This is a genomic window from Streptosporangium sp. NBC_01639 (assembly GCF_045209755.1).
Taxonomy (GTDB): Bacteria; Actinomycetota; Actinomycetes; order Streptosporangiales; family Streptosporangiaceae; genus Streptosporangium.
In genome coordinates this window covers 5,752,607-5,779,200 of record NZ_CP109272.1, presented here as the reverse complement: position 1 = coordinate 5,779,200, position 26,594 = coordinate 5,752,607, and the positions used below count along the sequence as shown (strand labels likewise).

Here is a 26,594-nt window from a genome sequence, read left to right as displayed (position 1 = left end):
GGTAGAGCGGTGACTGACTTGCCAGGTCGGGAAAACGACCCCAACGAAAATCCGTTCGCCATGTTCGGCGACCCGGAGCAGATCGCGGCGGCGATGCGCCAGTTCGCCGACATGCTCTCCGCGCCACCGAGCTCCGGTCCCGTCAACTGGGACATGGCGAAGAACATCGCGCGGCACGTCGTGGCCGCCGAAGGTGATCCGAGCGTCATGGAAGGCGAGCGGCGTCAGATCGTGGACGCCCTCAATCTCGCCGACCTGTGGCTGAACGAGGCGACCGCGCTTCCGAGCGGGGTGGGCAGCCCGCAGGCGTGGAGCCGGTCGGAATGGATCGAGAAGACCGTTCCCGTCTGGCAGAAGCTCTGCGACCCGATCGCGGCCCGCATGGTCGAGACCATGAGCGGCACTCTCGGCGCCGCCGGCCTGCCCACCGAGGCCCAGGCCATGGCCGGGCCGCTGATGGGCATGATGAAGCAGATGGGCGGCATGATGGTCGGCCAGCAGATCGGCCAGGCCATCGGCTCGCTCGCCCGTGAGGTGATCGGTTCCTCCGACATCGGCCTTCCGCTGTCCGACGACGCGGCCCTGCTGCCCGGCGGCATCGCCGCGTTCAGCCAGGGGCTGGAGACGCCCGGCGAGGAGATCCGGCTCTATCTCGCCCTCCGCGAGGCGGCTCACCACCGGCTGTTCCAGCACGTGCCGTGGCTGCGCGCGCACCTGCTCGGCGCCGTGGAGGAGTATGCCCGGGGCATCACGGTGGACGTGTCCGCCCTGGAGGAGCAGCTGCGCGGGCTGGACATCAACAATCCCGAACAGCTCCAGCAGGCGCTGAGCGGCGGCAACCTCCTCAAGCCCGAGGAGACCGACCGGCAGAAAGCCGCTCTGAGCAGGCTGGAGACCATGCTCGCGCTGGTCGAGGGCTGGGTCGGCACGGTCGTGGACGGCGCCGCCGAGGGCAAGCTGCCCTCTGCCACCGCGCTGGCGGAGACGGTACGGCGCCGCAGGGCGACCGGCGGCCCCGCCGAGCAGACCTTCGCCACGCTCGTCGGACTCGAACTGCGTCCTCGCCGCCTGCGTGAGGCGGCGGCGCTGTGGCAGGCGCTGGAGGCCGACCGCGGGATCGACGGCCGGGACGCGGTCTGGGGCCACCCCGACCTGATGCCGACCGCCGACGACCTCGACGACCCCGACGGCTTCGTCCGGGGGGAGCCCCAGTTCGACCTGTCCGGCCTGGAGGCGTCCCTGCGGGAGTCCTCTGCCGAGGATGACGGCGAGGATGCCGGCAAGGACGACGGCGACGGCAAGGACGACAGGAACGACTCCGCGTGAGCCTGCGCGCGCACGCACAGAGTGTGCTCGCCGCCTGGGACGCGCCGACGGCGCAGGAGGAGCTCCTGCGCAAGGAGTTCCTGAGGCATGTGGAGACCCATGAGGACGCGATGTGGCGTGCCTGCGTACCGGGTCATCTGACGGCCACGACCGCGGTGCTCTCCCACGACGGCGAGCGGGTGCTGCTCACGCTGCACCCCAAGGCCGGGATGTGGCTGCCCATGGGAGGACACTGCGAGCCCGATGACGTCTCGCTCCATGCTGTGGCGCTGCGGGAGGCCACCGAGGAGTCCGGCATCTCCGGTCTGCGGCTGCTGCCCGGTCCGCTCGCCCTGGACCGCCATCGGGTGTGGTGTCACCCGCCGTACAGTCATCATCTGGACGTGGAGTACGGGGCCGTCGCTCCGGCCGGCGTCGAGGCCGTGATCAGTGACGAGTCGCTCGACCTGAGATGGTTCCCGGTGGAGGAGATCCCCGAGCTCTCCGACGAGGCGACCCGCCGTCTGGCACGTCGCGCACGGGACCTCATGCACTCTCTGTGACCGGACTGTTTATGCTCGTCACATCTCCCGCTGGATATCGTCCCGTTCACCGGTGCGACGAGCTGAGCGGGGAAACGTGGGCCTGGACATCACAGCCGACACGGGAGTGGGCGGTGCGGTCGTAACGCCGCCACGGCGACGACCGCGGTTCCCGCGGGTCTCCAGAGCTCTTCTCTGGGCGGTGGTCACCCCGTTCGCCGCCTGGGCCGTGGCCAGGGTGGGCGGGCTGGAGCGGGGGTCGCTGGCCACCCAGCTCATGACCGGCACGCCGTACGTGGCGGCGGCCTCGCTCATCCCCGTGCTCCTGGCCGCGCTGACCCGCAACCGCGTTGCCACGGGGGTCGCGCTGGTCACCACCGCGGCACTCGGCTTCAGCGTCCTTCCACGGGCCTTCGGCTCCGCGGAGGCCGCCTCCGGGACGCCGCTGCGGGTGCTGACCCTCAACGCGTTCTTCGGCCGGGCCGACCCCGAGGCCGTGATGGAACTGGTCAGGCGACTGAAGCCGGATGTGCTGAGCACCCAGGAGCTGACTCCGGGGCTGGTGGAGAAGCTGGACGCGGCCGGGCTCGGGGAGCTGATGCCGCACCGGCTGCTGGCCGCGGAGTGGAGTGCGCGCGGCAGCGGCCTGTACGCCAAGTATCCGCTGACCCCGCTGGAGAACCTGTTCCAACCGATCGGGCACAACATGCCTGCCGCCCTGATCAACCTTCCCGGCGTCAAACCCATCGAGTTCGTCGATGTGCACCCCTACCCGCCGCTGGGCGATCAGGTTCGCGAGTGGACGGCGGCGCTGGAGGCCTTTCCCCCGGCGGTGCCCGGAAGGATCCGCATCCTCGCCGGTGACTACAACGCCAGCCTCGACCATGCCGCGATGCGCCGCTTCCTCAGCCGGGGATACGTGGACTCGGCCGAGCAGGCCGGTCAGGGACTCACGCCCACCTGGCCCGCCAACAAGCGCGTTCCGCCGCTCATCACCATCGACCACGTGGTGGTGGACCAGCGGGTGAAGGTCGCCGGGGTCAGCGTCCACACCGTCCCCGGCACCGATCACCGGGGCGTCTTCGCCGACCTGCGGCTGCCCGGAGCCTGACGCCGCCCCCCGGTTCAGCGGTTCAGCGGTTCGGCGGTTCAGTTCGAGAGCAGCGCCCGTGTGCTGTCCCAGCCTTCGAGACCGGGATCCAGCCTGGCGATGTCGCCCGGCGTGCGCAGGCGGTGCCAGCCGGGGCCGGTGGCGACCGTCCGGGGGGCGGGCGCCGCGGCGCGCAGTGCCCGGACCGGGTCGTCGTCGTCGAAACCAACCTGGGCCCAGTCGGGACAGGGCAGGTGGGAGGCGATCGCCACGGCGCCGCCGTCGGCGGCCGGACAGACGGCCAACTGCGCTCTGCCGAGAGCCCGGAAGAGCTTGCCGATGAGCAGAGGAGGCAGATCGGGCGCGTCGCCGCTCAGCAGGACCGCCTGCTCGCCGTACGGCAGCGCCGCGAAGGCGGCCCGGACCAGGGCGGCTCCGGACAGGTCGGGGATCTCGACGACCGGGGTCCCCGGCCAGACAATCTCCTCCATTCCCGGCACGCTCGTCACCAGAACGGGGGTGACGAAGTCGAGGCCGGCGACGAGTTCGTAGGTGTCCTCGGCAACGGCGGCCAGAAACGCGGCGTCGTCGACTCCCGGTGGGGTCGCTCCCGCCATCGAGGACGTGACGACGACGGCCACCAGTCGTGCTTCCGTCAACATTCCTCCGCGTCGCCGTGGGCCGCCATGGAGAATCCCTCAAGGAACCCTCGCGCCCGCTCTGCCTTGGGATAGTGTTCCACCAATGCCCAGAAGCGGGGGCCGTGGCTGGGCACCAGCAGGTGCACGAGCTCATGCATGATCACATAGTCGACCACCCATGAGGGCATGCCGCGCAGCCTCGTGGAGATCCTGATGGTGCCGTGGTCAGGGGTGCACGAGCCCCAGCGATGCTGCTGGTTGTCCACCCACCGCACGCTGGACGGCATCGCTCTGCCGTCCAGATAACGCACCGACAGCTCACTGGCCCGCTCCAGCAGATCGTCGTCGGAGGGGCGTCTTCGCTGCTCCTTCGCCGCGAGCCGGTCGAGCATCCGCCGCACCCATTGCTCCTCATCGGTGCGGCTCAATCCTGCGGGGAGCAGCACGATCGTTTTCTCGCCGTCGCGGTACGCGGAAACCGTCCGCCGGCGACGAGAACTTCGACGGACCTCGACTGTCTCGGGGGGCACATATGAACGGTAGCCGAGAATAGCGAATTCACACCAGAGGGCAGAACACGTTCTGGCTGGTCAATCCCTGTTCGTAGATTGTTAAGCGAGACCGATCCGCTATGGGCGGCGGCTTATCGAAATAACCCGGATATCTGCTGTCTCAGGAGTTGCCGAATCGCGGGACCCGCCGTTCTCTCTGTGCCGACAGTCCTTCGATCATGTCGGGTGAGGTCATGGTCACCGGCTGGGCGAGAGACTCCCAGCGCAACGCGGCGTCGAGGTCGGCGTGCCCGCCACCGGCGAGGGCGACCTTGGTGAGCCGGGTGGCGATGGGCGCGTTGGCGGCGGTCCTGGACGCGATCTCCAGCACCTCGGTCATCAGGGACTCGCGAGGGAAGGCCCTGGTGACCAGCCCGGCCGTCGCCGCCTCGGCGCCGAGCATCGTCCGCCCGGTGAGCAGCATCTCCCGGGCCACCCCCACTCCGGCGACGCGGGGCAGCAGATAGGTGGCGGCCATTCCGGGATGCAGGCCGAGCGAGGTGAAGGGAGCCAGGAGCTTGGCCTCCTCGGCGGCGTAGACCAGGTCGCAGGCGAGGGCGAGGCACAGTCCCGCTCCGACGGCGGCGCCGTTGACCGCGGCGATGGTCGGCACCTCCAGGTCGGCGACCGCCAGCCAGGTCCGGTAGAAGGCGAGCATCCGGTCACGCAGCCCGGGCACGCCTTCGGCGCCACGTTCGGCGAGCCAGGACAGGTCCCCGCCGGAGCAGAACGCGCTCCCGGCCCCGGTGACCACCACGCACCGCACGCCACGATCCTCGTGCAGAGCGGCCATCGTCTGCCGCCACTGCTCGGTCATCCCGTCGGTCATCGCGTTGCGCCGATCCGGGCGGTTCAGGGTGAGCAGCACGACGCCGTCGTCCCGCCGGTCAACCACGAGCTCGTTCATGCCGGGAGCGTAGTGCACGGTTTCATACCGGGGGCATAGTGCACGGCGGGTTGTCCACAGGCGGTGTGAGAGTTGTCCACAGGCGGCGGGAAACCCGCTTGGGAGCGCACGGGGGCGTGACACGCTGACCGCCTTCAACGTCACGCCGACGCACCTCCTCGGAGGAGAGACGGCCGTGTTTCCTCCCCGTCCGAAGGAGCCCCGATGAGACCCCGTCTGAAGCCCGCCCTGCGCCGGGTCACGCGTGACGAGCGCACCCTGCAGTTCGGTCTGCACCCACGGCACGCGGTGGTGCTGGCCGATCTCGAACCCGAGGTCCGCCACTGGATCGAAGGGCTGGACGGCATGCGGCATCTTCCGGGGGTGCTGGCCGGCGCGGCCGACGCCGGGATCGGCGAGGACCGCGGCAAGGCCCTGCTCGACCTGCTGGTCAGCCGGGGTGTGGTGGACGACGCCGGGACACCGCCTGGCCCGCTGCGCGGACTCACCATGGCCGAGCAGGACCGGCTCCAACCGGATCTGGACGTGCTCTCCCTCTCCCCCGGCACGACGGACGGCGGCCTCGCGGCACTGGAGCGCAGGCGCGACGCCCAGGTTCGGGTGTACGGAGCGGGCCGGGTGGGCGCGCAGATCGTCACACTGCTCGCTGCCTCCGGGGTCGGCAGGCTGTGCGTCGTCGATCCCGGTACGGCCCGGCCCCGGGATGTCGTTCCCGGTGGACTGAGCTGGGCGGATGTAGGGAAGAGCCGGCAGGAGGGGGCGGTGGCGGCGGCCAGGGCCGTGGCGCCCTCGGTCAACGCGTGGACCGGTGACCGTGCCGCCCACATCGCCGACGGCGCCCGCAGGCCCGAGCTGGTGATCCTCGCTCCGGTGGAGCCGCTGGACGGCCTGCTGGTCGAGGAGCTCATCACCTGGAAGATCCCGCATCTCCTGGTGACCGCCTTCGAGGGGTGCGGAACGGTCGGTCCGATGGTGCTGCCTGGGCAGAGCACCTGCCTGCAGTGTCTAGATTTGATTCGACGCGACCGCGACCCTGGCTGGCCGGTCGTCAGCGCCCGTCTTGGCGGCTTCCCCGCAGGCGAAATCGCCTGCGGGACGGTGATGTCATCGCTGGTGGCGGCGGCAGCGGCCGGTCATGCGCTTGCTCTGGTCGACGGATGCACGACAAGTGTGACCAACGGAACAATAGATATTTTGCCTGATCTGAGATGGAGGAGGCGATCTTGGAGTGTCCATCCTCAATGTCGTTGCTTCCGAAACGACATGGGTTCGCTAACAATGGTCGCGTCGGCTACCTGCCGCTGATAGACACCACTCCGAAGGGAGGGAGCGGCGTCGCGCTGTACGGCGGGCACGCCGCAGACCAAAGGTGAGTGACCTTCCGCGCCGCGCCGTTGAGCGCTCCGCCAAACTGGCGGCCCTTCCAATCGGGTTCGCCGGCCGCACCGCCCTCGGGCTGGGAAAACGGATCGGTGGCAAGCCCGCAGAGATTGTCGCCCAGGAAATCCAGCAACGCACCGCCGAGCAGATCTTCAAGGTCCTGGGAGAGCTCAAGGGCGGAGCCATGAAGCTCGGCCAGGCGCTCTCCATCTTCGAGGCCGCCCTGCCCTCGGAGGTCGCCGGCCCCTACCGTGCGACGTTGACCAAACTGCAGGACGCCGCTCCACCACTGCCGGCCACGACCGTGCACAAGGTGCTCGTCGAGCAGTTGGGGGATGACTGGCGGGAAAACTTCCAGTCGTTCGAGGACAGGCCCGCCGCCGCCGCGTCGATCGGTCAGGTGCACAAGGCCGTCTGGCATGACGGCCGGACGGTCGCCGTCAAGATTCAGTATCCGGGGGCCGGCAAGGCGCTGCTGTCCGACTTCACCCAGTTGGCCAGGCTCGGCAAACTCTTCTCCGCGCTGCTGCCCGGCCTCGACATCAAGGCTGTGCTGGGTGAGCTGCGCCAGCGAGTGTCCGAGGAGCTCGACTATCTCCGTGAGGCCGAGGCCCAGCACGCCTTCGCGCTGGAGTTCAAGGACGACCCGGACTTCCTGATCCCGGACGTCATCGCCGCCAACGAGCAGGTGCTCGTCTCCGAATGGGTGGACGGCACCCCGCTTTCGCGGATCATCAGTGACGGTGCCAAGGAGGAGCGCGACCGCGCCGGCCTGCTTCTCGTCCGGTTCCTGTTCTCCTCTCCCGCGCGGGTGGGCATGCTCCACGCGGATCCTCACCCCGGAAACTTCCGGATCATGGAGGACGGGCGGCTCTGCGTGCTCGACTTCGGTGCCGTCAACCGGCTGCCCGACGGCTACCCACCGGCCTTCGGACAGCTCACCCGCATCTTCAACAACGGCGACATGGCGAACGTGGTCCAGGGCCTGCGCGACGAGGGTTTCATCCTCCCGCACATCGAGATCGACATGGAGGCGCTGCGGGCTTTCCTGGCCCCCTACGTCGAGCCGACCTCGGTGGAGGAGTTCACCTTCAGCCGGGAGTGGCTGCAGCGGCAGGCGGCCCAGGTCACCGATCTGCGCCCCGGCAACGTGGTGCGCCAGCTCAACCTGCCGGCCTCCTACGTGCTCATCCACCGGGTGCACGCGGCGGGCATAGGGGTGCTCTGCCAGCTCGGCGCCACCGCCCGCTTCCGCGAAGAGGTGGTCCGCTGGGTTCCCGGCTTCGCCGAGGATGACGCCGAGGATGACGAGGACCTCGCAAGCTGAGCCCCACGCCGGATCGGCCGCACCACCCGACCCCACTCGAACCGAACCGACCGCACCACCCGACGCGGCCGCCCCGGCCGACCACACCATCCAACGCAGCCGACCCGACCCGACCCCGATCAACCGCACCACCCGACGCGGCCGACCCGAGTCGAACGCCGAGCCGAGCCGAGCCGAGCCGAGCCGATGAGCACACCACACACCGGTCGGCGGACACGGCCGGAACAGCCGGAAGGGGTGACCCGTTCGAACGGGCCACCCCTCAGTGAGCTGTTCCTCCTACGCACCGGTCCTTACCGGACCCGCGCGCCGATCCCTGTCGGATCAGACGAAGCGCAGGAGCGCATGCCGGAGCCGGGTGGACGCGCGCTCCGCGTCGCGGCGGGCGCGCCGCAGACGCAGGACGTCCGTGGCCAGACGCTGCTCCTCCGCCTCACGGTGGAGCGTCTGTATTCGGTCGCGAACCAATTCTTCTTGCATAGATGACATGTCCAGGCTCCGGGTGCCGATGTGGGTCATTGGAAGTGGTCCTTTCGAAAACATTCGGATTGTGGTTGATCAGGCGGCGAGCGGGGTCTTGCGGGGACGTCCGCGCGGACGCTTCCGCGGTACGACGGCTCCCCGAAGGATGAGCTCTCCGCCCCAGACACCCCAGGGCTCCTCGCGCTCGAGTGCACGGGCCAGGCAGGCCTGCTGGATCGGGCAGCCCCCGCAGAGCGCCTTGGCGAACTCCACGTCTTCCGGGGACTCGGCGAACCAGAGGTCGGGGTCGGTACGACAGGGGATTGTGGCTTCGTCGATCAGGTCCATGACCGTCTGGGCCCCCATCTGCTTCACCTCTCTGTGTCAGGTATTGATCTTTGGTTACCTCTGGGTGGGGGTCAGGAATGACGCGGACAAACAAGAAGGCCGCGGATCCTGGTTGCGGATCCGCGGCCTGAAGGCTTTCTCTCGGTCAGGTTATGACCGGAGGTTGCCTCCAGGAGTACGGACCACGCAGTCCACCGTTTCGGGCGTGCTTGGTCGGTGCGTAGCCTCCGGCATCCGGTGCCGGCACGGCCGGGGAGCCCATCGCCGCGAAAGCGGCGTGGGCGGCCTCACGGCCGACGGGAATCTGGATGCGGGCAGACTGCTCCTGCTGTAGCTGAGCGGCTGCGCCAACCGTGAGGGTGGCCCGGCCGTCGCAAGGCAGGAGGGCGTTGCTGCGCGCGGAGATGAGCCCGAACTGGGCGGACATCAGAATGCTCTTCACAGCGGACTCACCTCCATCTTTGGATCGTCGGACAGGACCGTCCGACTTGCTTGACCATGACCCTAAACCCGGGCCCCAGGGACGGGCAACATATTTTCTACCTGCAGTTTTACATCTAACTCACACGGATCATGGCCTCCTGCACCACTGACACCGCCAGTTCGCCGGAACGGGTGAACATCTCGCCCCTGGCCAGCCCGCGCGCGGCTCCCGACCAGGGCGATTCCTGGGCATACAGCATCCAGTCGTCCACCCGGAAGGGACGGTGGAACCACATCGCGTGGTCGAGCGAGGCTCCGGAGACGTTGGAAGCGCCCCAGGCGAGGCCGTGGGTCAGCAGCACGGTGTCCACCAGGGTGAAGTCCGAGGCGTAGGCGGCCAGCACCACGTGCAGCAGCGGGTCGTCGGGCAGTTCGGTGTCGTAGCGGAACCAGACGTTCGTCTTCGAGCCGCGCAGCGCCGGGTCGAGGTGGGCCTCCCACGTCAGGGGGGTCACATACCTGGCGTCCACCGGGCGCGGCCTGCTCAGCCACTCCCGCCACGGCGAGTCCTCCCCCACGACCTCCAGGATCCGGTCCTGGAGCATGGGCAGGCTCTCCGGCTGGACCACCTCGGGGATGACCGCGGCCTGGTGCTCGACGCCTTCCTCCACGATGTGGAAGGAGGCCGACATGCTGAATATCACCTTGCCGTGCTGGATGGCCGAGATCCGCCGAGTGGTGAACGACCGGCCGTCCCGCACCCGCTCGACGTGGTAGACGATCGGGATCGCCGGGTCTCCCGGGCGGATGAAGTAGGCATGCAGCGAGTGGACGTGACGTTCCGGCGGCACCGTACGGCCCGCCGCCACCAGTGCCTGGGCGGCCACCTGGCCGCCGAACACCCGCTGTATGCGCTCCTCGGGGCTGCGGCCCCGGAAGATGTCAAGCTCGATCTGTTCCAGGTCGAGTAGGTTCAGCAACTCCTTGAGCGCCTCGTTCACACGTCCTCCGTCTAATCTGCGGCAGCACGACAGAGGGCGAACACCGCCTCGCCGTACCGCTCCAGTTTGACGCGTCCTATCCCGGTAATCGCCAGCAGGTCCTGTTCGGCGACCGGAGCCCGCTCGGCGATCGCCTGCAGGGTGACATCGGTGAAGATCACATAGGTGGGGACCTTGGCCTCCTTGGCGGCGCTCGTGCGCCACGCTTTCAGGCGCTCCAGCAGTGCCTCGTCGTAGTCGGCCGGGCAGCCGGTGCACCTGCCGAGCTTCTGCTCGGCGGCGGCGACAAGGGTCTTGGCGCAGATCCGGCAGTTCACCGGTGCGGCGAGCGTACGGCGGTCCTTGGCGGCGGGCACCGCGGCGCGGCGCGGCGCGGCCAGACGGCCCGTGAGGCCGTCGAGGAAGCGGGAGGGCTTCCTGGAGCGGCGCCCTCCCGGTGAGCGCGCCAGCGCCCACGACAGCGCCAGGTGGGCACGGGCCCGGGTGATGCCGACGTAGAGAAGGCGGCGCTCCTCCTCGATCTGGCCGGGCGTCTCGGCATAGATGATCGGCAGCATGCCGTCGGTCACGCCGACCAGGAAGACCGCGTCCCACTCCAGGCCCTTGGCGGCGTGCAGTGAGGCCAATGTCACACCCTCGACCGGCGGCGCCTGCTGCTCGCTGGCCCGGCGCTCCAGCTCTGTCACGAAGGCGCGCAGGTCCCCGCCCTTGGTGGCGAGGTCCTCGGCGAGGTCGGCCAGGGCCTTCAGCGACTCCCACTTCTCACGGGCCTTGCCGCCTCCGGGCGCCTGGGGGGTCAGGCCGATCCCGGCGAGGATGTGGTGGACGGTCGGGGCCAGCTCGTCGTCGTCGGCCGCCGAACGGGCGGCACCGCGCAGCAGCACGACGGCCTGACGGACCTCGGGGCGCTCGAAGAAACGGTCGGCGCCGCGCAGCAGGTAGGGGATGCCCAGCTGGGCGAAGGCCTGCTCGTAGGCCTCGGACTGGGCGTTGACCCGGAACAGCACGGCGATCTCGCGGGTCGGCACGCCTCCGTCCGCGAGCTTCTTCACCGCGCGGGCCACCCCTTCCGCCTCGGCCGACTCGTCGTCGTACTCGGCGAAGACGGGTTCGGGGCCGTCAGGACGCTGGGCGATCAGCGCGAGCCTGTGCGGGGTCCGGGCCGCGTCGAGGACCCGGTTGGCCAGGGAGACGACCTGGGGGGTGGACCGGTAGTCGCGGACCAGCTTGATCACGGCGGCGCCGGGATGCTCGACGGAGAAGCCTGTCAGGTAGTGGGGAGTGGCTCCGGTGAAGGAGTAGATCGTCTGGTTCGGGTCGCCGACCACGCAGAGATCGTCGCGCCCGCCGAGCCAGGTGTCGAGCAGCAGCTTCTGCAGCGGGTTGACGTCCTGATACTCGTCCACGACGAAGTAGCGGTACTGCTGGCGGATCTGGGAGGCCACCTCCCGGTGCTCGGTCATCACGGCGGCGGTGAGTTCGAGGATGGTCTCGAAGTCGACCAGATGCCGGTCGCGCCGGAGCGTCTCGTAGGCGTCGTAGAGGCGGAACACCTCTTCGGCGGGGACCGGCGGGATCCGCCCGGCCTTCGCCGCGGCCTCGGCGTAGTCCTCGGGACCGACCTGGGTGGCCTTGGCCCACTCGATCTCGGAGGCGATGTCGCGCAGCTCGGACCGGTCCGCGTTCCTGCGGATGACGCGGCAGGCGTCGATCAGCAGGGGGAGCTTCGACTCGATCACCTTGGGCGGGTCGCCGCCGATGACACGCGGCCAGAAATAGGTGAGCTGGCGCAGCGCGGCGGCGTGGAAGGTGCGTGCCTGCACTCCCGGCGTGCCGAGCTCCCGCAGCCGCTGCCTGAGCTCCCCCGCCGCGCGTGTGGTGAACGTCACGGCCAGCACGCTCTGGGGGTCGGCCACCCCGCTGCGTACGGCGTGCGCGATGCGATGGGTGATCGCCCGCGTCTTGCCGGTGCCGGCCCCCGCGAGCACGCAGACCGGACCGTGGAGGGCCTGCGCCACCTCGCGCTGTTCGGGATCCAGCCCCACCAGGACGTCGTCGGGCTCCATGGAGACTCCTTCGCGCTGTCAACGGGTCGGATGAGACATCCTCCCAGCCGGTGGCCAGGCATCGCTCATTCTGCCGCCGTGCCGCCGTCAACCTATGTGGTCCGTCGAAATGCGCAAACGGCCTGACATACCCCGCAGTTTCGCCAAGATGCAGAACGAGATGCATAAATGAGCCGGTTTACCCCACAATGGGGGCGAACTGTGGCTTGGGAGAAGGAAGATACTCGTGCGAACTGCGGTAACCGTGGGTGCGCTCGCCCTGGCGGCGTTGATGATCGGCCCCACCGCGGTACATGCGTCCTCGGCGGCGGACGCGGCCTCCGTACCCTCTCAGTCGGCTACCGGGGCGGCCGGGAAGGCCACGTACACCGCGAAGGCCGGGGCGGCCGGCAGCGGGAGGAAGGGCGATCCGACGCCCACCCCCACTCCCGTCCCCACCCCCGCTCCCACCCCGACACCGACGGAGACGGCGGCGGCGACCGACCCGCTGCTCCAGAGCGTCTCCGTCGACACCGTCGCCTACGGGCCGCACATCCGGCAGCGGATGGACGTCTGGTACCAGGGCGACGGCCGCGTGCGACCGGGCGTGTTCCTGATCCACGGCGGCTGGTGGTCGTCCGGGGACAAGAAGCAGATGACCGCGGTGACCCGGAGCTACGTCGAGCAGGGCTACACGGTCTTCAACATCAACTACCGCCTCTCCGGAGACGCGGCCTGGCCCGCCCAGCGCACCGACACCCTCGACGCCATCGCGACGGCGCGCAGGCACGCCCCCCTGTGGGCCTTCGACCCGGACAACTACGTGGTCGTCGGCTTCTCCGCCGGAGGTCACCTGTCCACCGCCGTCGGCACCTACGGGAGCGGTCTGCCCGGTCTGCGCGGCGTGGTCGGCATCTCTCCGGTGATCTCACCGATCACGGCCTACAACGAGGGGGCCGACACCCTCGACGTGAACAGCCGCAAGCTGCGTGAGTCGGCCATCCTCCTCGCTGGGGGCTGCGAGCCCGTCAAGTGCCCCAAAATCTGGAACAGCATGGAAGTGCCGCTGCACGCGAGCCGCGGTGACGCCCCCGTCCTGACCTTCCACTCCGAGGACGAGTTCGTGTCGGTCGAGCACAGCAACCGGCTCCAGGAGCGCCTGGCCAAGGCCGGCGTGAACATGACGGTGCGGACCGAGCCGGGGACCGAGCACAGCTCGCCGATGTACCGGCTGCCCGGCGTGGCCGAGACGGTGCACGCCTGGATAGCCGCCAGGCTCCGCTGACCGGCGGGAAGATGAACGGCTCTCACTTTGTTGCCATGAGCGCCGAACATCATCTGAGGGGATTTCCACGAAATGGCGCTGACTGTTTACACCACCACCTGGTGCGGCCCCTGCAAGCGGCTGAAGTCCCAGCTCACCCGGGAGGGCATCACCTACCGGGAGATCGACATCGAGCGGGATCCCGAGGCCGCGCAGTTCGTCATGAGCGTGAACAACGGCAACCAGGCCGTACCGACCGTGCTGTTCGAGGACGGGACGGCCGTGACCAATCCCTCGGTGATCGAGGTCAAGGCCCGTCTGGGCGTCTGATCACCAGTCTCCCACCAGCGGCCCGCCGTACCAGGTCTCGATCAGCCTGCGGGCGATCGAGACCTCGGAGGGCAGGCGCACCGCACCGCTCTCCAGCGCGGCCAGCAGCTCGGCGCGGCTGAACCAGTGCGCCTCGGCGATCTCCTCGGGGTCGAGGACGAACTCCGTCGTGGTGGCCCGCGCGAAGAAGCCGAGCATCAGGCTGCGCGGGAACGGCCAGGGCTGACTGCCCAGATAACGGGGGTCGGCGATGTGCACGCCGACCTCCTCCATCACCTCGCGGGCCACGGCGTGCTCCAGCGACTCGCCCGGCTCGACGAACCCGGCGAGCACCGACAGCCGCCCCTCGGGCCACTGCGGGCCGCGGGCCAGCAGGCACCGGTCCTCGTCGTCGTGAATCATCATGATCACCGCGGGGTCGACCCGGGGGAAGTGCTGGCTGCCGTCCTTGGGGCAGACCCGTACGTGCCCACCGGCCCGCACCTCGGTGCGGCTCCCGCAACGCGGGCAGAACTCGTGGGTGGAGTGCCACGCCTCCAGGGCGACCGCGTAGACCAGCAGCCCGGCGTCCAGGTCGTCCAGCAGCGGGCCGACCTGGCGGAGCCCGGCGGCGACGGGCCGGCCGTCCTGCAGCTCCGAGGGGGCGAGCGGGGCGACGAGCCGGTTGAACGCGTCTCCGTGGGAGACGCCCGCCAGCGGCGCCGACACGGCGAAGTAGACGACGCCCTCGGTGTCCACGCCGAGCAGGTAGCGCTCACCCTCGGGCGCCTCGGCCGTGGGGAGCAGGACCAGCGCGGTCTGCTCGCCGTTCCGGCGGACCAGTGCCTGCCCGTCGTCGACCACCACGACCCTGCTCGCACCGTCGGCCCATGCCCGCTTGAGCCACTCGGCATCGTTGCGGAGCATCGCCGAACGGTCGATCGCGCTGCGTGCGAGCAGCAGCGGTCCCAGTAGTCCCTCTTGTGCAGTGATATCCACGCTGTCCCCGCTTCCCAGACCGACTGGACATCCTACGCCGCAGAACAGAGCCGCTTTCCGGGTATCGCCATCTCGCCGGGACACCGCCGGACACGGCGTCCCGCGCGTACTGCGCATCACGATGGCGCAGCATCGTCACGACCGGGCGCCCTCGGTCCGGTGGAAGGAGTTGTGGGATACCCGCCCGGTCCGGTCGCGCAGGTAGAGCAGCAGGGCGGCCAGTGCGGCCGATGACGCGCATGGGCTTATGTCGACGGCTGCTACTTTGCTGATCCGGGCGCTGATCTGGTTAGATTCGTGTCGTTTTCAGAGGTCAGAGCCCCGTTCGCGGCTCCGACCGAAGCGGGACGGCGCGCGAGAGCGGGAGGACGGCCGAGCATGAAGTACGTCGCGATGATCTACGGGAACCAGGCCAAGTGGGACTCCTTCCCCGCTGAGGAGTGGACGGAGGCCGTGGCCAAGCAGGACGCGTTCAACCGCAGGTACCGGGAGACCGGCGAGCTCGTGGGCGCCTACGGGCTCGCGGACGCGGTCAACGCCCAGCTCGTGCGCCGCAAGGACGGCGCCGTGGCGGTGACCGACGGACCGTACCTGGAGACCAAGGAGTACATCGCCAGCTTCTACCTGCTCGACTGCGAGAGCCTGGAGCGCGCTCAGCAGATCGCGGCGGACATGCCCTTCGCCGATGTGGAGCCGGTCGAGCTGTGGCCGGTTCTGCACGAGTCCGCGGTGGACATGTGAGCGATGCCACGGGTCCGCAGGAGCGGATGTGAGCGTCGATCGTGACGCCGAGAACCTGCTGCGCGAGCTGGCGCCGCAGGTCCTCGGTGTGCTCGTGCGCCGGCATGGCGTCTTCGACGCGTGCGAGGACGCCGTCCAGGAGGCGCTGCTGGCCGCCGCGCTGCAGTGGCCGGTGGAGGGTACGCCGGAGAATCCGCGGGGCTGGCTGATCACCGTCGCGTCCCGCAAGCTGGTGGACCAGGTGCGCGGCGAGCAGGCGCGCAGGCGCCGCGAGGAGCGCATCGCCCTGGCCGCTCCGCAGGCCGCGCTGCGGAGCGGCGCCACCGATCAGAGCACCGACCGGGACGACTCGCTCGCGCTGCTGTTCCTGTGCTGCCATCCGGCGCTGTCGGCCCCCAGCCGCGTCGCGCTGACGCTGCGCGCGGTCGGCGGCCTGACCACCGCCCAGATCGCGGTGGCATTCCTGGTACCGGAGGCGACCATGGCCCAGCGCATCAGCCGGGCCAAGCAGACCATCAAGTCCTCCGGCACACCGCTCGGCATGCCGGAACCCGCCGACCGCGCCGAACGGCTGAGCGCGGTGCTGCACGTGCTGTATCTGATCTTCAATGAGGGTTACACCAGGACCGACGGCGCCGAGCTGACCGCGCCGGCACTGTCGGGCGAGGCGATCCGGCTTACCCGGATGCTGCGCCGCGCGCTGCCCGACGACGCCGAGGCCGCGGGGCTGCTGGCGCTGATGCTGCTCACCGACGCGCGCCGTCCCGCGCGGACGGGGTCCGACGGCGATCTGGTGCCGCTGGCCGAGCAGGACCGAGGGCGCTGGGACCGCCGACTCATCGCGGAGGGGGTCGACCTGATCAGCCGGACCCTGCCGCTGGGACGGGTCGGCCCTTATCAGCTCCAGGCGGCCATCGCCGCCGTGCACGACGAGGCCGAGCATGTCGACGCCACCGACTGGCCGCAGATCCTCACTCTGTACACCCTGCTGGAACAGGTCGAGCCGGGCCCGATGGTCACCCTCAACCGGGCCGTCGCCGTCGCCATGGTGGACGGTCCCGCCGCGGGGCTGGACGTGGTGACCGCCCTGGAGTCCGACAGGCGAATGGCACGCCACCACCGCCTGCTCGCCACCCGCGCCCACTTCCTGGAACTGCTCGGGAGACGCGAGGCGGCACTGGACGCCTACCGCGACGCCGCCCGACGCGCCGTCAGCGCACCGGAACGGCGCCACCTGACCACCCGCGCGGCCCGGCTCGCCGCCCAGGGAAACTGAACAGCCGGCCTGCGGCGAAGCTGCGGGCCGTCCGGCCGGTCAGGGGCTCCGGGGGGCGTTTCCCGGGTTGGCACACCAAGGTCAGCTCTGCGCGGCGGTGCGCCGGTGGCGGAGCAGGACGACCTCGGAGTCGAACGTCCGCGTTTCGGTGAGTTCGAGGCCGGTCCGATGGTCCTGCTGGAAGACCGGCTTGCCGCCGCCCAGGATCACCGGGTGGACGAAGATCTGGTACTCGTCGATCACGCCGTGCCGGGTGAGGTGGGAGGCCAGCGCCGACCCGCCGAACAGCAGCAGGGTGGCGCCGGACTCCTTGAGCGCGGTCAGTTCCCCGACGGCGTTCTCGCTGATCACGCGGGTGTTCCAGGCGGCCTTCTCCAGCGTCCGCGAGACCACGACCTTCGGCGCCGCGCGCCAGATCGGGGCGAAGGCCAGGTCGTGCTCGTGCTCGGAGTGCTCCTCGGCCTTGGGCCAGTAGGCCGACATCATGTCCCAGACCACCCGCCCGTAGAGGAACACCTTGTCGCCGGAGCTCAGCTCCTGCGAGTAGGCGGACAGTTCCGGGCCCATCCGCGGCCAGTCGAACTCGCCGTTGGGGCCCTCGATGAAACCGTCGAGGGACTGGTGCACGAAGTGGATGAGCTTGCCCATGATGATGTCCTGTCTTTGCGGATCTCTCGCGCCCTCGGGCACGTTGTCACCTGAGAGTCGGAGTCGGCGCCGGGCCCTCGACATCCGGCGGCGAAATTCTTCGAAAATCCTGCTGGACCGGCTACGACCGGGGTCGATCCGCTTCTTTGCAGAGTTCGGGTTCGCCTGGAGGCCGTCCCACAAAGGATGCTCCGGGAGGTCATCGCGGAATCCGGCGATGACCCAGGCCACCCAGGAGAGCGGGATCGACCGGTCTCACCGGCCGGCCGGAGCACTCGCCATGGGTCCAGCCCACGGGTAGGGCCTGGTGTCGCCACCGGGACTCCAATACGCGATGACACCGTCGCGGCGATCTCCGTCAGGCTAGGATGCTCAAGGTTAGGTTAGGCTTACCTGATATCGGGGGTCCCTGCATTGCGGCTGTACCTCACCGCGCTCCGGCCGACCGACTCGGTCACGGACGGTTTCCTCCCGGCGGCACACGCGCTGGGCTGCGACGTCACGATCCTGACCGACCAGCCGGAGCGCCACGTGGCCACGGGGGCCGAGGTGCTCCACTGCGACGTCCGCGACGCGCGGGCAGTGATCGACATCATTGCGCACCACCATCCGCCGGACGCGGTTTTCTCCAACTCCGACCACATCCAGGCGGAGACCGCTCTCGCCGCCGCCTATTTCGGCCTGCCCGGCAAGGACTGGAGAGCCTGCGTCTCCGCGAAGAACAAGGCGCTCACCCGGCGGCGGCTGGCGGCGGCCGGAGTCGAGACCGTCCGTTCCGTACGGCTGGCACCGGGTGACCCCATGCCGCCGGACCCGCCGTTCCCCGCGGTCGTCAAGCCCCGCGAAGGCGTGGCCAGCGAGGACGTCGTCCTGGTACGCGACGCCGGCGAACTCGCGGCGGCCGTGCGGGACGTCCGGAGCAGACGGCCGGACGAGACACTGGTCGTGGAGGAGTATCTCGACGGCCCCCTGCACACGCTGGAGACCCTCGGCGACGGGGAGGACGTCCGGGTGATCGGCGGCTTCCGGACGACCCTGGGGCCGCTGCCGTACTTCGTGGAGGAGCGGCTCGACTGGGCGCCCCCGCCCGCGCGCGAGCACGTGCTGCGGGCGCTGGACGCACTGGGGGTGGGCTTCGGGGCCTGCCACACGGAGTATGTGATGACTCCCGCGGGACCACGGATCATCGAGGTCAACTACCGGGTGATCGGCGACCACTGCGACTTCCTGCTCGGCGACCTGCTGGGAGTCCCGCTGTTCGAGCACATCCTCGGTGTCCACCTGGGAGCCGCACTGCCCGCGCTGGACGAGGGCGGCTCCCACCGGGCACCCGGGCCGCCCGGCCGGGACCGGGAGGAGCGCGACATCCCTCCGGAGGCGGGACACGACCCCGGAGTCGCTGTCTCCGCGGAGCCGGGACCAGGCCGGTCGAGCGGCCACGGGATCGTGCTGAGCCTGGTGGCGGACCGGCCCGGCACCGTGACGGCCTCTCCGGGCACGGTCGTACCGGCCGCCGGCGACCGGGTCCGGCTCTGGCACCGGCCGTTGCGTGCGGTAGGCGACCGAATCGCCCTGAGCCACACCAACCGCGACTATCTGGGCATCGTCCGCGCGATCGGCCCCGACCGGGCGGGCGTCGACGCGGCCGTGGCCGGCTTCACCGCCCGGCACCCCTGGGAGATCTCATGACCGGCGGGCAGGAACCGTACCTGGCCGCGCGGGTGTTGAACGCGCTGCTGCGCGAGGACTACGGCGGCCTGGCCGCACGGGTGACCCGGAGCAAGGACGGTGTCGCGCTGCTGCTGCCCGGCGGCCGCCGGGTACGGCTGACGCCGGGCTCGCTGTTCCAGGATTTCGTGGTGGCCCCGGAGGAGGCGCTCCGCCTCACCGAGGTCCTGCGCACCCTGCGGGAGATATCCGCCCCGGCCGACGCCGCCGGAGTCGAGGCGTTCACCCGCGAGTGCCACGAGGCGCTCCGCGCCCTGGATCTCCACGACGCCCACCGTGACGGGACACTCGCCCGGCTGGCCCGTGCCGCGTCCGCCCGCCCGGGTGGCGCCGCGCTCTCCCGTCCAGGTCAGGACGGCGCGACGAACCGGTCCGATCAGGACGGCACGGTCGCCGCGCGGTCCCGCATGCTGCTCGGCGCCGTGCGATACGAGACGCTGGCCGCCTTCGCCGACCATCCGGTCTATCCGACGGCCCGCTGCCGGGCCGGCCTTTCGGACGAGGAACTGACCGCCCACGCGCCGGAGTTCGCGCCCGCCTTCGAACTGCGCTGGGCGGCGGTGCCCCGGGAGCGGGTGACCGGGGCGGCCCTGCCGTACGCGCCGGAGTTCCCCTCGGCCGGGCTGCCCCGGGAGCTCGCCGGGACGCACGTGCTGTTCCCGGTGCATCCGCTGACGGTCGCGGAGGTCGGGAAGATCCCGTGGGTGGTGCTGGGGCCGGAGCCGTACCTGGAGGCCAGGCCCACGCTCTCGATGCGCACGGTCGTCCTCGACCGGGACACGCACCTGAAGCTGCCGCTGGCCACCAGCACGCTCGGGCTGCGCAACCGGCGGTCGATCAAGCCGGACACGCTGGCCGACGGGGCGCGGGCCGAGCGCCTGCTGCGCGGGATCCCCGTCCCCGGGGTGCTCATCGCCGACGAGCAGACCTACGGCCACGCCGGCCACGAGTATCTGGGCTGGCTCGTCCGCCGCCTCCCGGCGGGCGAGATCGTGCCGGTGGCCGCGCTGCCCGCCCCGCTGCCGGGTGGCGGGCAGGTCGTGGAGGAGATCGCCGGGAGATGGTACGGCGGGGACGTGACGCGGCTGCTCACCGAGTACCTGCGGCTGCTGTTCGGTCTCCACGTGCGGCTCTTCATCCGCTACGGCACGGCGCTGGAGGCCCACCAGCAGAACCTCGCGCTGGTGCTGGGGAACGGTCCCACCCGGCTGCTGACCAAGGACAACGACGGACTGCTGACCTCGCCCTCCCGGTTGCGCGCCGCCGGGCTGCCCGTGCCGGACTTCGCCGACGAGCGGATGTTCACCGACGACCCGCACGCGCTCGCCGACGTGTTCGTGACCATCACCCTGCATCTGGCCGCCGCGGCGGTGGTCTTCGGCGTGCTGCCGTCGCCGCAGGCCTCCCGGCTGGTCCGCGACGCGCTCGCCGAGGCGCTCGCCGAGTACGGGGACGACCCGATGGCCAGGCTGCTGCGGGCCAGGACCCTCGACGCCGCCAGGCTGGTCGGCAAATCAATGATCACTTCCGGGACCCTGGTGGACAAGGCACGCACCGGGGCGCGTGATGTGAACAAGTTCTACGGCACCAGCGGTCCCAACTACCTGTGCCGGCCTCCCACGACCATCCCGGCCGTGACCATGCGAAGGACGCCCCGTTGACCGGTCTCGCCATCGAATCTTCTCCAGCCGCCGTCGCCGAGGAGGCGTCGCTGGCGGCGCTGCTGCGCTGCTGCGTCAGGGAGGTGGCAGGCCCGCGCGGGCAGGTCTGGCACGCCGAGCCGTACGTGCTGTTGCGCGTCGCGGACACCCTGCTGCGGGCCAGGACATACGGCGGGCTCGCGCTGCGGTTCGCGGGCACGCCCGAATGGCTGGAACACGGTTCCTGGCAGCCCCTCTCCGCCGACCGGCTCGTCCGGCTGGTGGAGGCCGAGCTCGGTGGCGCCGGCCGTGACATGTCCGGGTCCGGGTCGGTGTCGGTGTCGGGGTCGGTGTCGGTGTCGGTGTCGGGGCCTAGGTCGGGGTCCGGGTCCGGGTCCGGCGAGGTCAACGGGGAGTTCGCGGCACAGGTCGGCGCAAGCCGGGACGCCATCGAGGCCCTGCTCTCGGCCCGGCAGGACACCCCGCCGCCGGCCGACCCCTGGCTGGCCTCCGAGCAGGGACTGGTCTTCGGGCATCCGTTCCACCCCAGCCCCAAGGCGCGCGACGGCGCCGGCTGGCTGCGCTACGCGCCCGAGGCGCACACGAGCTTCCCGCTCCGGCTGCTCGGGGTCCGCGACGACGTGCTGGCCGGGGCGGGCGACACCGGGCCGCTCGACCGGCTCGGCACCGCGCCGCGCGGTTACACACTGCTCCCCGCGCACCCGTGGCAGCTCGACCTGCTCGCGGCGGAGCTGGCCGTGCCGCTGGCCGACGGGCGGCTGATCGACCTGGGACACGGCGCCCGGATGGCGGTCCCCACCTCGTCGGTCCGTACGGTCTACGAACCCGGGATCGACCGGTGCCTGAAGTTCAGCCTGGATGTGCGGATCACCAACTGCGTCAGGAAGAACTCCTGGTACGAGCTGGCGGGTGCGGTCGAGCTGACCCGGCGCCTGGGACCGGTGTTCGAGGCGCTGACGGCCAGGTTCCCCGGCACCCGGTGGCTGCCCGAACCCGGCTACCGCTCCGCCGATCTGGGCACCCGGCTCCTGGAGGGACTGGGTGTGATCGTCCGTGCGAGCCCGTGGTCGGTCTGCCACCCGGGGGTGACCCCTTTGCTGAGCGGCGCGCTGGCCGTACCCGGCGACCTGCCGGCCGAGCCGCTGCGCTGGTGGCGGGCCTACGTGGAACACGTGGCGCTCCCGGTGCTCGACGCCTACCTGACCCACGGCGTGGTGCTGGAACCCCACCTGCAGAACGTCCTGGTCGGCGTGGACGCGACCGGGCTGCCGGTGGAGGCGATCTTCCGCGACATGGAGGGCACCAAGCTCGTGGCCGGCCGCCACGACCTGTCCGGCGTGCCGGAGCGGGTCGCCGAGGCCCTCACCTACGATCCGGCCGGCGGCTGGGACCGGGTGGTCTACTGCCTGATGGTCAACCATCTCGCCGAGATCGCGGCCTCCCTCGCCGGACCCGGGCCGATGCGGGAGCTGTGGGCGGCGGCGAGAGAGGTGCTGGCCGGGTACGCCGGCTCGATGGGATGGCCGCAGCCGCTGTCGGACCTGCTGGCCGGGGCACCGCTGCCCGCCAAGGCCAACCTCTCGGTCCGGTGGTCGCGCTCGGCCGACCGCGCGGCCGGATACGTGCCGGTGGCCAACCCCCTGGCGGTGCTCTCATGATCCCGGGCACCCCGGTCCCGAGCGCCTCGGCCATGAGCGGCCTGACCCCTTCCTGATGCACCCGAAATCCGGCTTCCACTACGGGTGAGCGGCCACACGCGTCCCGTGGAAACACCTGTGGCCGCTCACCCGGTGGCGGGAACGGTTGGCGGGCGGGATCAGACGCGGAGGCGGGAGCGTGGGAGCGGGTCCGCGCACTCGGCCGTGCGGGGCACGTCGGATCGGCCGCAGGGAAGCCGCCATGCGGCCCACACCGTCTTGCCGACCCTGTCGCGGACGGGGATGACGCCCCACTGGTCGGCGAGCGCCTCGACGATCGCGAGTCCTCGGCCGGAGGTCGCGTCCTGACCGAGGTCGAGCCGGTGGGGCCGTCCGAGACCGTGGTCGGTGACCCGCACGCAGACCCCCTCGGGCATGGCCCACAGCGACAGCCGGACCGGCGGCCCGCCGTACACCGCCGCGTTCGTCACCAGCTCGCTGACGACCAGCACCGCGTCGTCGACGAGATCGGACGGCAGCCTCCATGTGGTGAAGGTCTCGCGCACCATCCTGCGGGCCTCATGGGTGATCGCCGGATCGCAGGGGAGCTCCCAGCCCACGGTCCGGAGGCCGTCCGGGGTGCTTGCGATCATCGGGGCTCCTCGTCCGTGGCGGTGAAGTACGGCGGGCGGCGGCATCGCCGGCCCGGTCTCGCGGATCAGCTCGTGCAACTCCTCGGCGGTACGGGCCTCCACGACCTGCGGCTCCGGAACATGCGTGGTGGCGATGGCGTAGAACCGGCGCCCGCCCACGCCGTACATCACCGTCCAGCCCGCCTCGGCCTGATCGATCCGGGCGGCCTGCGACCGCTGATCGCGATCCCACTCCCGGCGAGCCACCTGGACGGCGGGCGATCCCCTTCGGTGCCGCCCCTTCACGCGGCCCTCCGGACATGGCGTTCGTGAGGGTACGGCTCGCGATATCTCGCGGGAAGCGGGCCCTCCGGGGGACGGCCCCGCCCGGACGGCCCGGTTGATCCGGCGATCGCCGTCTCCTCGAACCGGGAGTGAAGGCCCTGGCCAGACGCTCCCCTCGAGGAGGCATCGAAGGATGACATCCTCCCCGGCGGACCTACCGGCGCAGCCGAGGACATCCGCCGCGCGAAACCCAGCCGCCACCACTCCGCCAGCCGCGCCCGGAACTGGGCGTGGGTCGGCCGGTCGTAGTCGTGTCGCGGCCTGTGGGGAAGGCACCGGTCGTCGTGCGCGTACGGCGAGTGGCCACACCACCGGCAACCCAGCGGGGCGGGCGGGTGGGCGGCGTCGAAACGCATCCGGACGAGCCGGACCGCTCTTGTAAAGTTGACCATGGGATCGGACCTCCAGAGTCCGGTTCAAGGAGTCCGTCAGGTGTTCGTAGCACCCGGCGGACTCCGCTGCTTTGAGGGTTGGTCATGCCAAAGACGAGTGGCTATGGCGATGAATCACCCAGCCATGGAAACTATCTGTCATCATGCACGAGCAGAAAGTAACTTGCAATAGTGCATTTGAACGAATGCAGCTATGGAGGAGTCGAACATGCCCGAGGCCCGCGATGGCGTCCATGACCTGAGCCCAACTCTGCGGGCCCGCCGTCTGGCTGTGGAGCTGACCAGTCGTCGCGAGGCCGCCGGGTTGACTCGCGAGGAAGCCTCCCGCCGCCTGCAATGGTCTCCCTCCACCATCTTCCGCATCGAGACCGGCCGTTCCCGGCCTCAGCCTCGCAGCGTGCGAGAACTACTTGCTCTCTACGGCGTCACAGGCACCGAGCGCGACGGCCTCATCCAACTCGCCCGCGAAGCTCGACAGCCCGGCTGGTGGCACTCCTTCCGTGATGTGCTGCCGAACCCATACGAGGTCTACATCGGGCTCGAAGCCGCAGCCGCCTCGATACACAACTTTGAGTCCGTGGCCATACCTGGCCTGCTTCAGACGCCCGACTACGCCAGAGCTGTCATCAAAGGCGGGGCTCAGGAGCTCGGTCACGATGAAATCGAGCGGCTTGTGGAAGTCCGCCTCACCCGTCAGCAGATTCTCACCAAGCAAGATCGCCCTCGGCTATGGGTCGTGATCGACGAAGCCGTCATTCGCCGTGTCGTCGGCAGCCCGGTCGTCATGCGCGCCCAGTTGCACCACCTGGTTTCCGCCGCCGAAGAGAGCAAGACCACCTTGCAAGTCATACCGTTCAGCGCGGGTGCTCACGCGGGAACGAGTGGTTCGCTCGTCATTCTGGGATTCCCGGAGCCGACCGACCCTCATGTGGTGTACGTCGAGACTCTGACCGGGGACCTCTATCTGGAAAAGCACAGCGACGTTGCCGCCTATAGCATTGCATTTGAACGGTTGTGCGCTACGGCTCTGTCTCCGGACGACTCCATGGGCCTGACGAGAAGAGCAGCCGACAGTCTGAGCTAGAGCCCAAAGCAGAGAAGGAGCCGAGGGATGGACCAACCCGATCCCTCCTGTCTGGTCTGGCACAAGAGCTCCTCCAGCGGTCAGACCGGCAACTGCGTCGAGGTAGCGCACCTGCCCGAAGGGGGCCGGGCCGTACGGGACAGCAAGAACCCGGACGGGCCGATACTGTGCTTCTCCCCCGACGAGTGGCAGTCGTTCGTCGTCGGCGTGAAGGACGGCGAGTTCGGCTGACAGGGCGGGGCATTTCACCGAAAGCCTCCATGTCGCTGCCGTCGATCGTCGGCACCCCCGGATGTGACGCGGCCACCGGGCCGGCGATCAACGACTCCACCCGCCGATCGTTGATCGTTGATCGTTTTCAGGTCATACGCTGATCACATGAGGACTGGCATCGGGTCCTGAACGTCGCTGAACGCATCCAGCGAGGAGAGCCTCCACGAGGGCGCGACTTCGCCGACGTCTTGGCCGAGCGTGGATATCAGGTGCCGCGATAGCGGCCTACACGATCATCTTCATTGATCGGAGATGCCGGGCGCGGGCTCATGGCTTCGGGCGGAAGACCGCCTATGAGGTCGCGTTGGTGATCGACCCCGCGACGGGCCTGCTGCTCGCGAGGACGACGACCACGGTCGAGCTCACCGGCGGCCGTACCGCGAAGACCACCAGCTTCACGGCCTACCAGCAGACGGGCTGGACCGATGCCAAGCCGTCGCTGCCCGCCAAGCGCGATTGACCCCTCCGTCCCCGGCCCAGGCCCCATCCGCAGCACCGGGGCCGGGGCTCGCGCCCTGGCGATGGAAGGGTGATCACCCGCTGAGCCGCTGCCATTGCGCCCTGAACGGCCGCCGGCCCCGCACCCGCCCTCGTCGCCCTTCTCACCCCGTACGGCGGCCCGTCCTCCCGTGCGGCGGCCCGTCCTCTCCGGCCACGGGCAGGCCGATCAGATCCCGGTTCTCCCGGCCGGCGATCCGCGCACGGTCCCGGGACTCCTCCTGCGCGATGAGAACGCGCGCCCACCCTTTCAGCGCCTCACTCCACGCGCGTCGCGCCGAATCCACTTGGGCGGGAAGACTTCTGCTCCGGCGAATGCGGTCGTATTCCTTGGACAGGGCCTCGACCCGCCGATGTGCGTCATCAAGTGAAAGAGCAGAATGGCCGCCGCTCCCGGAAAGGACATCCATCCCGGAATCCGCAGCGGGGCGACCCCCGTCAAGCACCTCTTCCCGTACGGTCAGCGTCCTTACCCACTCCGCCAGCGCCCAGATCCACGCCTGCCGGGTCCGGGCCAATTCGGCCGGAGATCCGTTCCCCTCACCGAACGCCTGCTGCGCCTGACCATAACGGTCCTTGGCCCAACGCACCTCACGCCCGGCCTCCCGAAACGCCAGCCGGGCCTCCTCGCGCCGCCCCCATTCGTGTCCGCGCTCATCCCTCACAATGTGAGGCTACGAAAATAAATTCAGCCATTCAAGAGCAAAACGGAGTTTCGCCCTTGAGGCGGTTGCAAGGATCCGGGAAAGAAGCTCTGCCATTCGCCGGAACGAGAACCTCCGCTCGCGGTTCCCTCGCCGTGGCCGACGCCGTCCGATGGAATACGGCAGGCCTGTGCGGAACATATGCCGCCGCCGACCGGTCCGGCTCCGAGCACGACCAATGGCGCACCTTCGTCGGCGGCATCAAGAACGGCGAATTCGACTGCCCGGCCGGAGGGCCCCGAATCCACCAGGTCGGCGGCCCGATTGAGCTCGGTTGAAGTGACAGAGACCAGTTCGTAGACGCCGTCCGCCACGTCACGGAGAAAGTCTGCTTCGGCCTTGGCTCCAGCACGGCTGGAGAGCATATAGCCGATCTCCGTA

The 26,594-nt window shown here is 69.9% G+C and carries 27 protein-coding genes; 15 read left to right on the top strand and 12 right to left on the bottom strand.

Annotation, left to right across the window (positions count from 1 at the left end):
• Positions 1-9 precede the first annotated feature (9 nt).
• From OHA77_RS26480 to OHA77_RS26470, 3 genes are all read left to right on the top strand, one after another.
• A complete protein-coding gene (locus OHA77_RS26480; RefSeq protein ID WP_326825509.1) occupies positions 10-1,326 on the top strand; it encodes a zinc-dependent metalloprotease in 1,317 nt (438 codons plus the stop codon).
• On the top strand, positions 1,323-1,868 hold the full coding sequence (locus tag OHA77_RS26475; RefSeq protein ID WP_406312156.1) for an NUDIX hydrolase: 546 nt from the start codon (positions 1,323-1,325) through the stop codon (positions 1,866-1,868). Before OHA77_RS26480 ends, OHA77_RS26475 begins: the two co-directional genes overlap by 4 nt.
• 181 nt (positions 1,869-2,049) lie before the next feature.
• Positions 2,050-2,958 (top strand): endonuclease/exonuclease/phosphatase family protein, encoded by a 909-nt coding sequence (locus OHA77_RS26470; protein ID WP_406312155.1) that lies wholly within the window; start codon positions 2,050-2,052, stop codon positions 2,956-2,958.
• A gap of 38 nt (positions 2,959-2,996) precedes the next feature.
• On the opposite strand, the gene OHA77_RS26465 is transcribed toward OHA77_RS26470, so the two are convergent.
• The 3 genes from OHA77_RS26465 to OHA77_RS26455 all read right to left on the bottom strand — a co-directional run bounded on the left by OHA77_RS26465 (position 2,997) and on the right by OHA77_RS26455 (position 5,036).
• Positions 2,997-3,596 (bottom strand): DUF2064 domain-containing protein, encoded by a 600-nt coding sequence (locus OHA77_RS26465; protein WP_326825513.1) that lies wholly within the window; start codon positions 3,594-3,596, stop codon positions 2,997-2,999.
• Positions 3,593-4,108: a M48 family metallopeptidase gene (locus OHA77_RS26460; protein ID WP_406312154.1), complete on the bottom strand. Its 516-nt coding sequence runs from the start codon at positions 4,106-4,108 to the stop codon at positions 3,593-3,595. Before OHA77_RS26460 ends, OHA77_RS26465 begins: the two co-directional genes overlap by 4 nt.
• A 142-nt stretch (positions 4,109-4,250) precedes the next feature.
• The gene (locus OHA77_RS26455) at positions 4,251-5,036 is read right to left on the bottom strand and encodes an enoyl-CoA hydratase/isomerase family protein (protein WP_406312153.1); all 786 of its coding nucleotides are present in this window, start codon (positions 5,034-5,036) and stop codon (positions 4,251-4,253) included.
• 204 nt (positions 5,037-5,240) lie between these two features.
• Between OHA77_RS26455 and OHA77_RS26450 the strand changes: the two genes are divergently transcribed.
• Positions 5,241-6,341, top strand: coding sequence for a ThiF family adenylyltransferase (locus tag OHA77_RS26450; protein ID WP_326825516.1), 1,101 nt, complete (start codon positions 5,241-5,243; stop codon positions 6,339-6,341).
• A gap of 64 nt (positions 6,342-6,405) precedes the next feature.
• Positions 6,406-7,743 (top strand): AarF/UbiB family protein, encoded by a 1,338-nt coding sequence (locus tag OHA77_RS26445; RefSeq protein WP_326825517.1) that lies wholly within the window; start codon positions 6,406-6,408, stop codon positions 7,741-7,743.
• A gap of 324 nt (positions 7,744-8,067) precedes the next feature.
• On the opposite strand, the gene OHA77_RS26440 is transcribed toward OHA77_RS26445, so the two are convergent.
• From OHA77_RS26440 to OHA77_RS26425, 4 genes are all read right to left on the bottom strand, one after another.
• Positions 8,068-8,262, bottom strand: a complete 195-nt coding sequence (locus OHA77_RS26440; protein ID WP_406312151.1) for a hypothetical protein — start codon at positions 8,260-8,262, stop codon at positions 8,068-8,070.
• 39 nt (positions 8,263-8,301) lie between these two features.
• Complete coding sequence (locus tag OHA77_RS26435; protein ID WP_012894732.1) at positions 8,302-8,571, bottom strand: WhiB family transcriptional regulator; 270 nt, start codon at positions 8,569-8,571, stop codon at positions 8,302-8,304.
• 539 nt (positions 8,572-9,110) lie between these two features.
• Positions 9,111-9,977: an acyl-CoA thioesterase II gene (locus tag OHA77_RS26430; RefSeq protein ID WP_326825520.1), complete on the bottom strand. Its 867-nt coding sequence runs from the start codon at positions 9,975-9,977 to the stop codon at positions 9,111-9,113.
• Between the two features lie 11 nt (positions 9,978-9,988).
• Entirely contained in the window at positions 9,989-12,043 is a 2,055-nt protein-coding gene (locus tag OHA77_RS26425; RefSeq protein ID WP_326825521.1) for an ATP-dependent DNA helicase UvrD2, read from the bottom strand.
• Positions 12,044-12,269: 226 nt separating this feature from the next.
• Between OHA77_RS26425 and OHA77_RS26420 the strand changes: the two genes are divergently transcribed.
• The gene (locus tag OHA77_RS26420; protein WP_406312150.1) at positions 12,270-13,307 is read left to right on the top strand and encodes an alpha/beta hydrolase; all 1,038 of its coding nucleotides are present in this window, start codon (positions 12,270-12,272) and stop codon (positions 13,305-13,307) included.
• Between the two features lie 72 nt (positions 13,308-13,379).
• Entirely contained in the window at positions 13,380-13,616 is a 237-nt protein-coding gene (locus tag OHA77_RS26415) for a mycoredoxin (RefSeq protein ID WP_326825523.1), read from the top strand.
• Here OHA77_RS26415 and nudC read toward each other — a convergent pair whose 3' ends face one another.
• Positions 13,617-14,594 (bottom strand): NAD(+) diphosphatase, encoded by a 978-nt coding sequence (gene nudC, locus OHA77_RS26410; protein ID WP_406312149.1) that lies wholly within the window; start codon positions 14,592-14,594, stop codon positions 13,617-13,619.
• A 378-nt stretch (positions 14,595-14,972) separates the two neighbouring features.
• On the opposite strand from nudC, the gene OHA77_RS26405 reads away from it, so the two are divergent.
• Positions 14,973-15,335: a YciI family protein gene (locus OHA77_RS26405; protein ID WP_406312148.1), complete on the top strand. Its 363-nt coding sequence runs from the start codon at positions 14,973-14,975 to the stop codon at positions 15,333-15,335.
• Between the two features lie 28 nt (positions 15,336-15,363).
• A complete protein-coding gene (locus tag OHA77_RS26400) occupies positions 15,364-16,611 on the top strand; it encodes an RNA polymerase sigma factor (protein WP_406312147.1) in 1,248 nt (415 codons plus the stop codon).
• Between the two features lie 81 nt (positions 16,612-16,692).
• Here the strand turns inward: OHA77_RS26400 and OHA77_RS26395 are convergent, their stop codons facing one another.
• Positions 16,693-17,259: a dihydrofolate reductase family protein gene (locus OHA77_RS26395; RefSeq protein ID WP_406312146.1), complete on the bottom strand. Its 567-nt coding sequence runs from the start codon at positions 17,257-17,259 to the stop codon at positions 16,693-16,695.
• 414 nt (positions 17,260-17,673) lie between these two features.
• Between OHA77_RS26395 and OHA77_RS26390 the strand changes: the two genes are divergently transcribed.
• The 3 genes from OHA77_RS26390 to OHA77_RS26380 are packed head-to-tail and all read left to right on the top strand — an operon-like array spanning position 17,674 to position 22,306.
• On the top strand, positions 17,674-18,948 hold the full coding sequence (locus OHA77_RS26390) for a siderophore biosynthesis protein (protein WP_406312145.1): 1,275 nt from the start codon (positions 17,674-17,676) through the stop codon (positions 18,946-18,948).
• On the top strand, positions 18,945-20,648 hold the full coding sequence (locus tag OHA77_RS26385; RefSeq protein ID WP_406312144.1) for an IucA/IucC family protein: 1,704 nt from the start codon (positions 18,945-18,947) through the stop codon (positions 20,646-20,648). Before OHA77_RS26390 ends, OHA77_RS26385 begins: the two co-directional genes overlap by 4 nt.
• Positions 20,645-22,306 carry an IucA/IucC family protein gene (locus OHA77_RS26380; RefSeq protein ID WP_406312143.1) on the top strand — a complete coding sequence of 554 codons (1,662 nt, stop codon included), beginning with the start codon at positions 20,645-20,647 and terminating at the stop codon, positions 22,304-22,306. Before OHA77_RS26385 ends, OHA77_RS26380 begins: the two co-directional genes overlap by 4 nt.
• Positions 22,307-22,464: 158 nt before the next feature.
• On the opposite strand, the gene OHA77_RS26375 is transcribed toward OHA77_RS26380, so the two are convergent.
• Positions 22,465-23,223: an ATP-binding protein gene (locus OHA77_RS26375; protein ID WP_406312142.1), complete on the bottom strand. Its 759-nt coding sequence runs from the start codon at positions 23,221-23,223 to the stop codon at positions 22,465-22,467.
• A gap of 639 nt (positions 23,224-23,862) precedes the next feature.
• Here OHA77_RS26375 and OHA77_RS26370 point away from each other — a divergent pair.
• The 3 genes from OHA77_RS26370 to OHA77_RS26360 all read left to right on the top strand — a co-directional run bounded on the left by OHA77_RS26370 (position 23,863) and on the right by OHA77_RS26360 (position 25,471).
• Positions 23,863-24,738, top strand: coding sequence for a helix-turn-helix domain-containing protein (locus OHA77_RS26370; RefSeq protein WP_406312141.1), 876 nt, complete (start codon positions 23,863-23,865; stop codon positions 24,736-24,738).
• Positions 24,739-24,765: 27 nt separating this feature from the next.
• A complete protein-coding gene (locus OHA77_RS26365) occupies positions 24,766-24,969 on the top strand; it encodes a DUF397 domain-containing protein (protein WP_406312140.1) in 204 nt (67 codons plus the stop codon).
• Positions 24,970-25,318: 349 nt separating this feature from the next.
• Positions 25,319-25,471 carry a hypothetical protein gene (locus OHA77_RS26360; protein ID WP_406312139.1) on the top strand — a complete coding sequence of 51 codons (153 nt, stop codon included), beginning with the start codon at positions 25,319-25,321 and terminating at the stop codon, positions 25,469-25,471.
• A 142-nt stretch (positions 25,472-25,613) separates the two neighbouring features.
• On the opposite strand, the gene OHA77_RS26355 is transcribed toward OHA77_RS26360, so the two are convergent.
• Entirely contained in the window at positions 25,614-26,174 is a 561-nt protein-coding gene (locus OHA77_RS26355) for a hypothetical protein (protein ID WP_406312138.1), read from the bottom strand.
• A 23-nt stretch (positions 26,175-26,197) separates the two neighbouring features.
• On the bottom strand, positions 26,198-26,578 hold the full coding sequence (locus OHA77_RS26350) for a hypothetical protein (protein WP_406312137.1): 381 nt from the start codon (positions 26,576-26,578) through the stop codon (positions 26,198-26,200).
• Positions 26,579-26,594 lie beyond the last annotated feature (16 nt).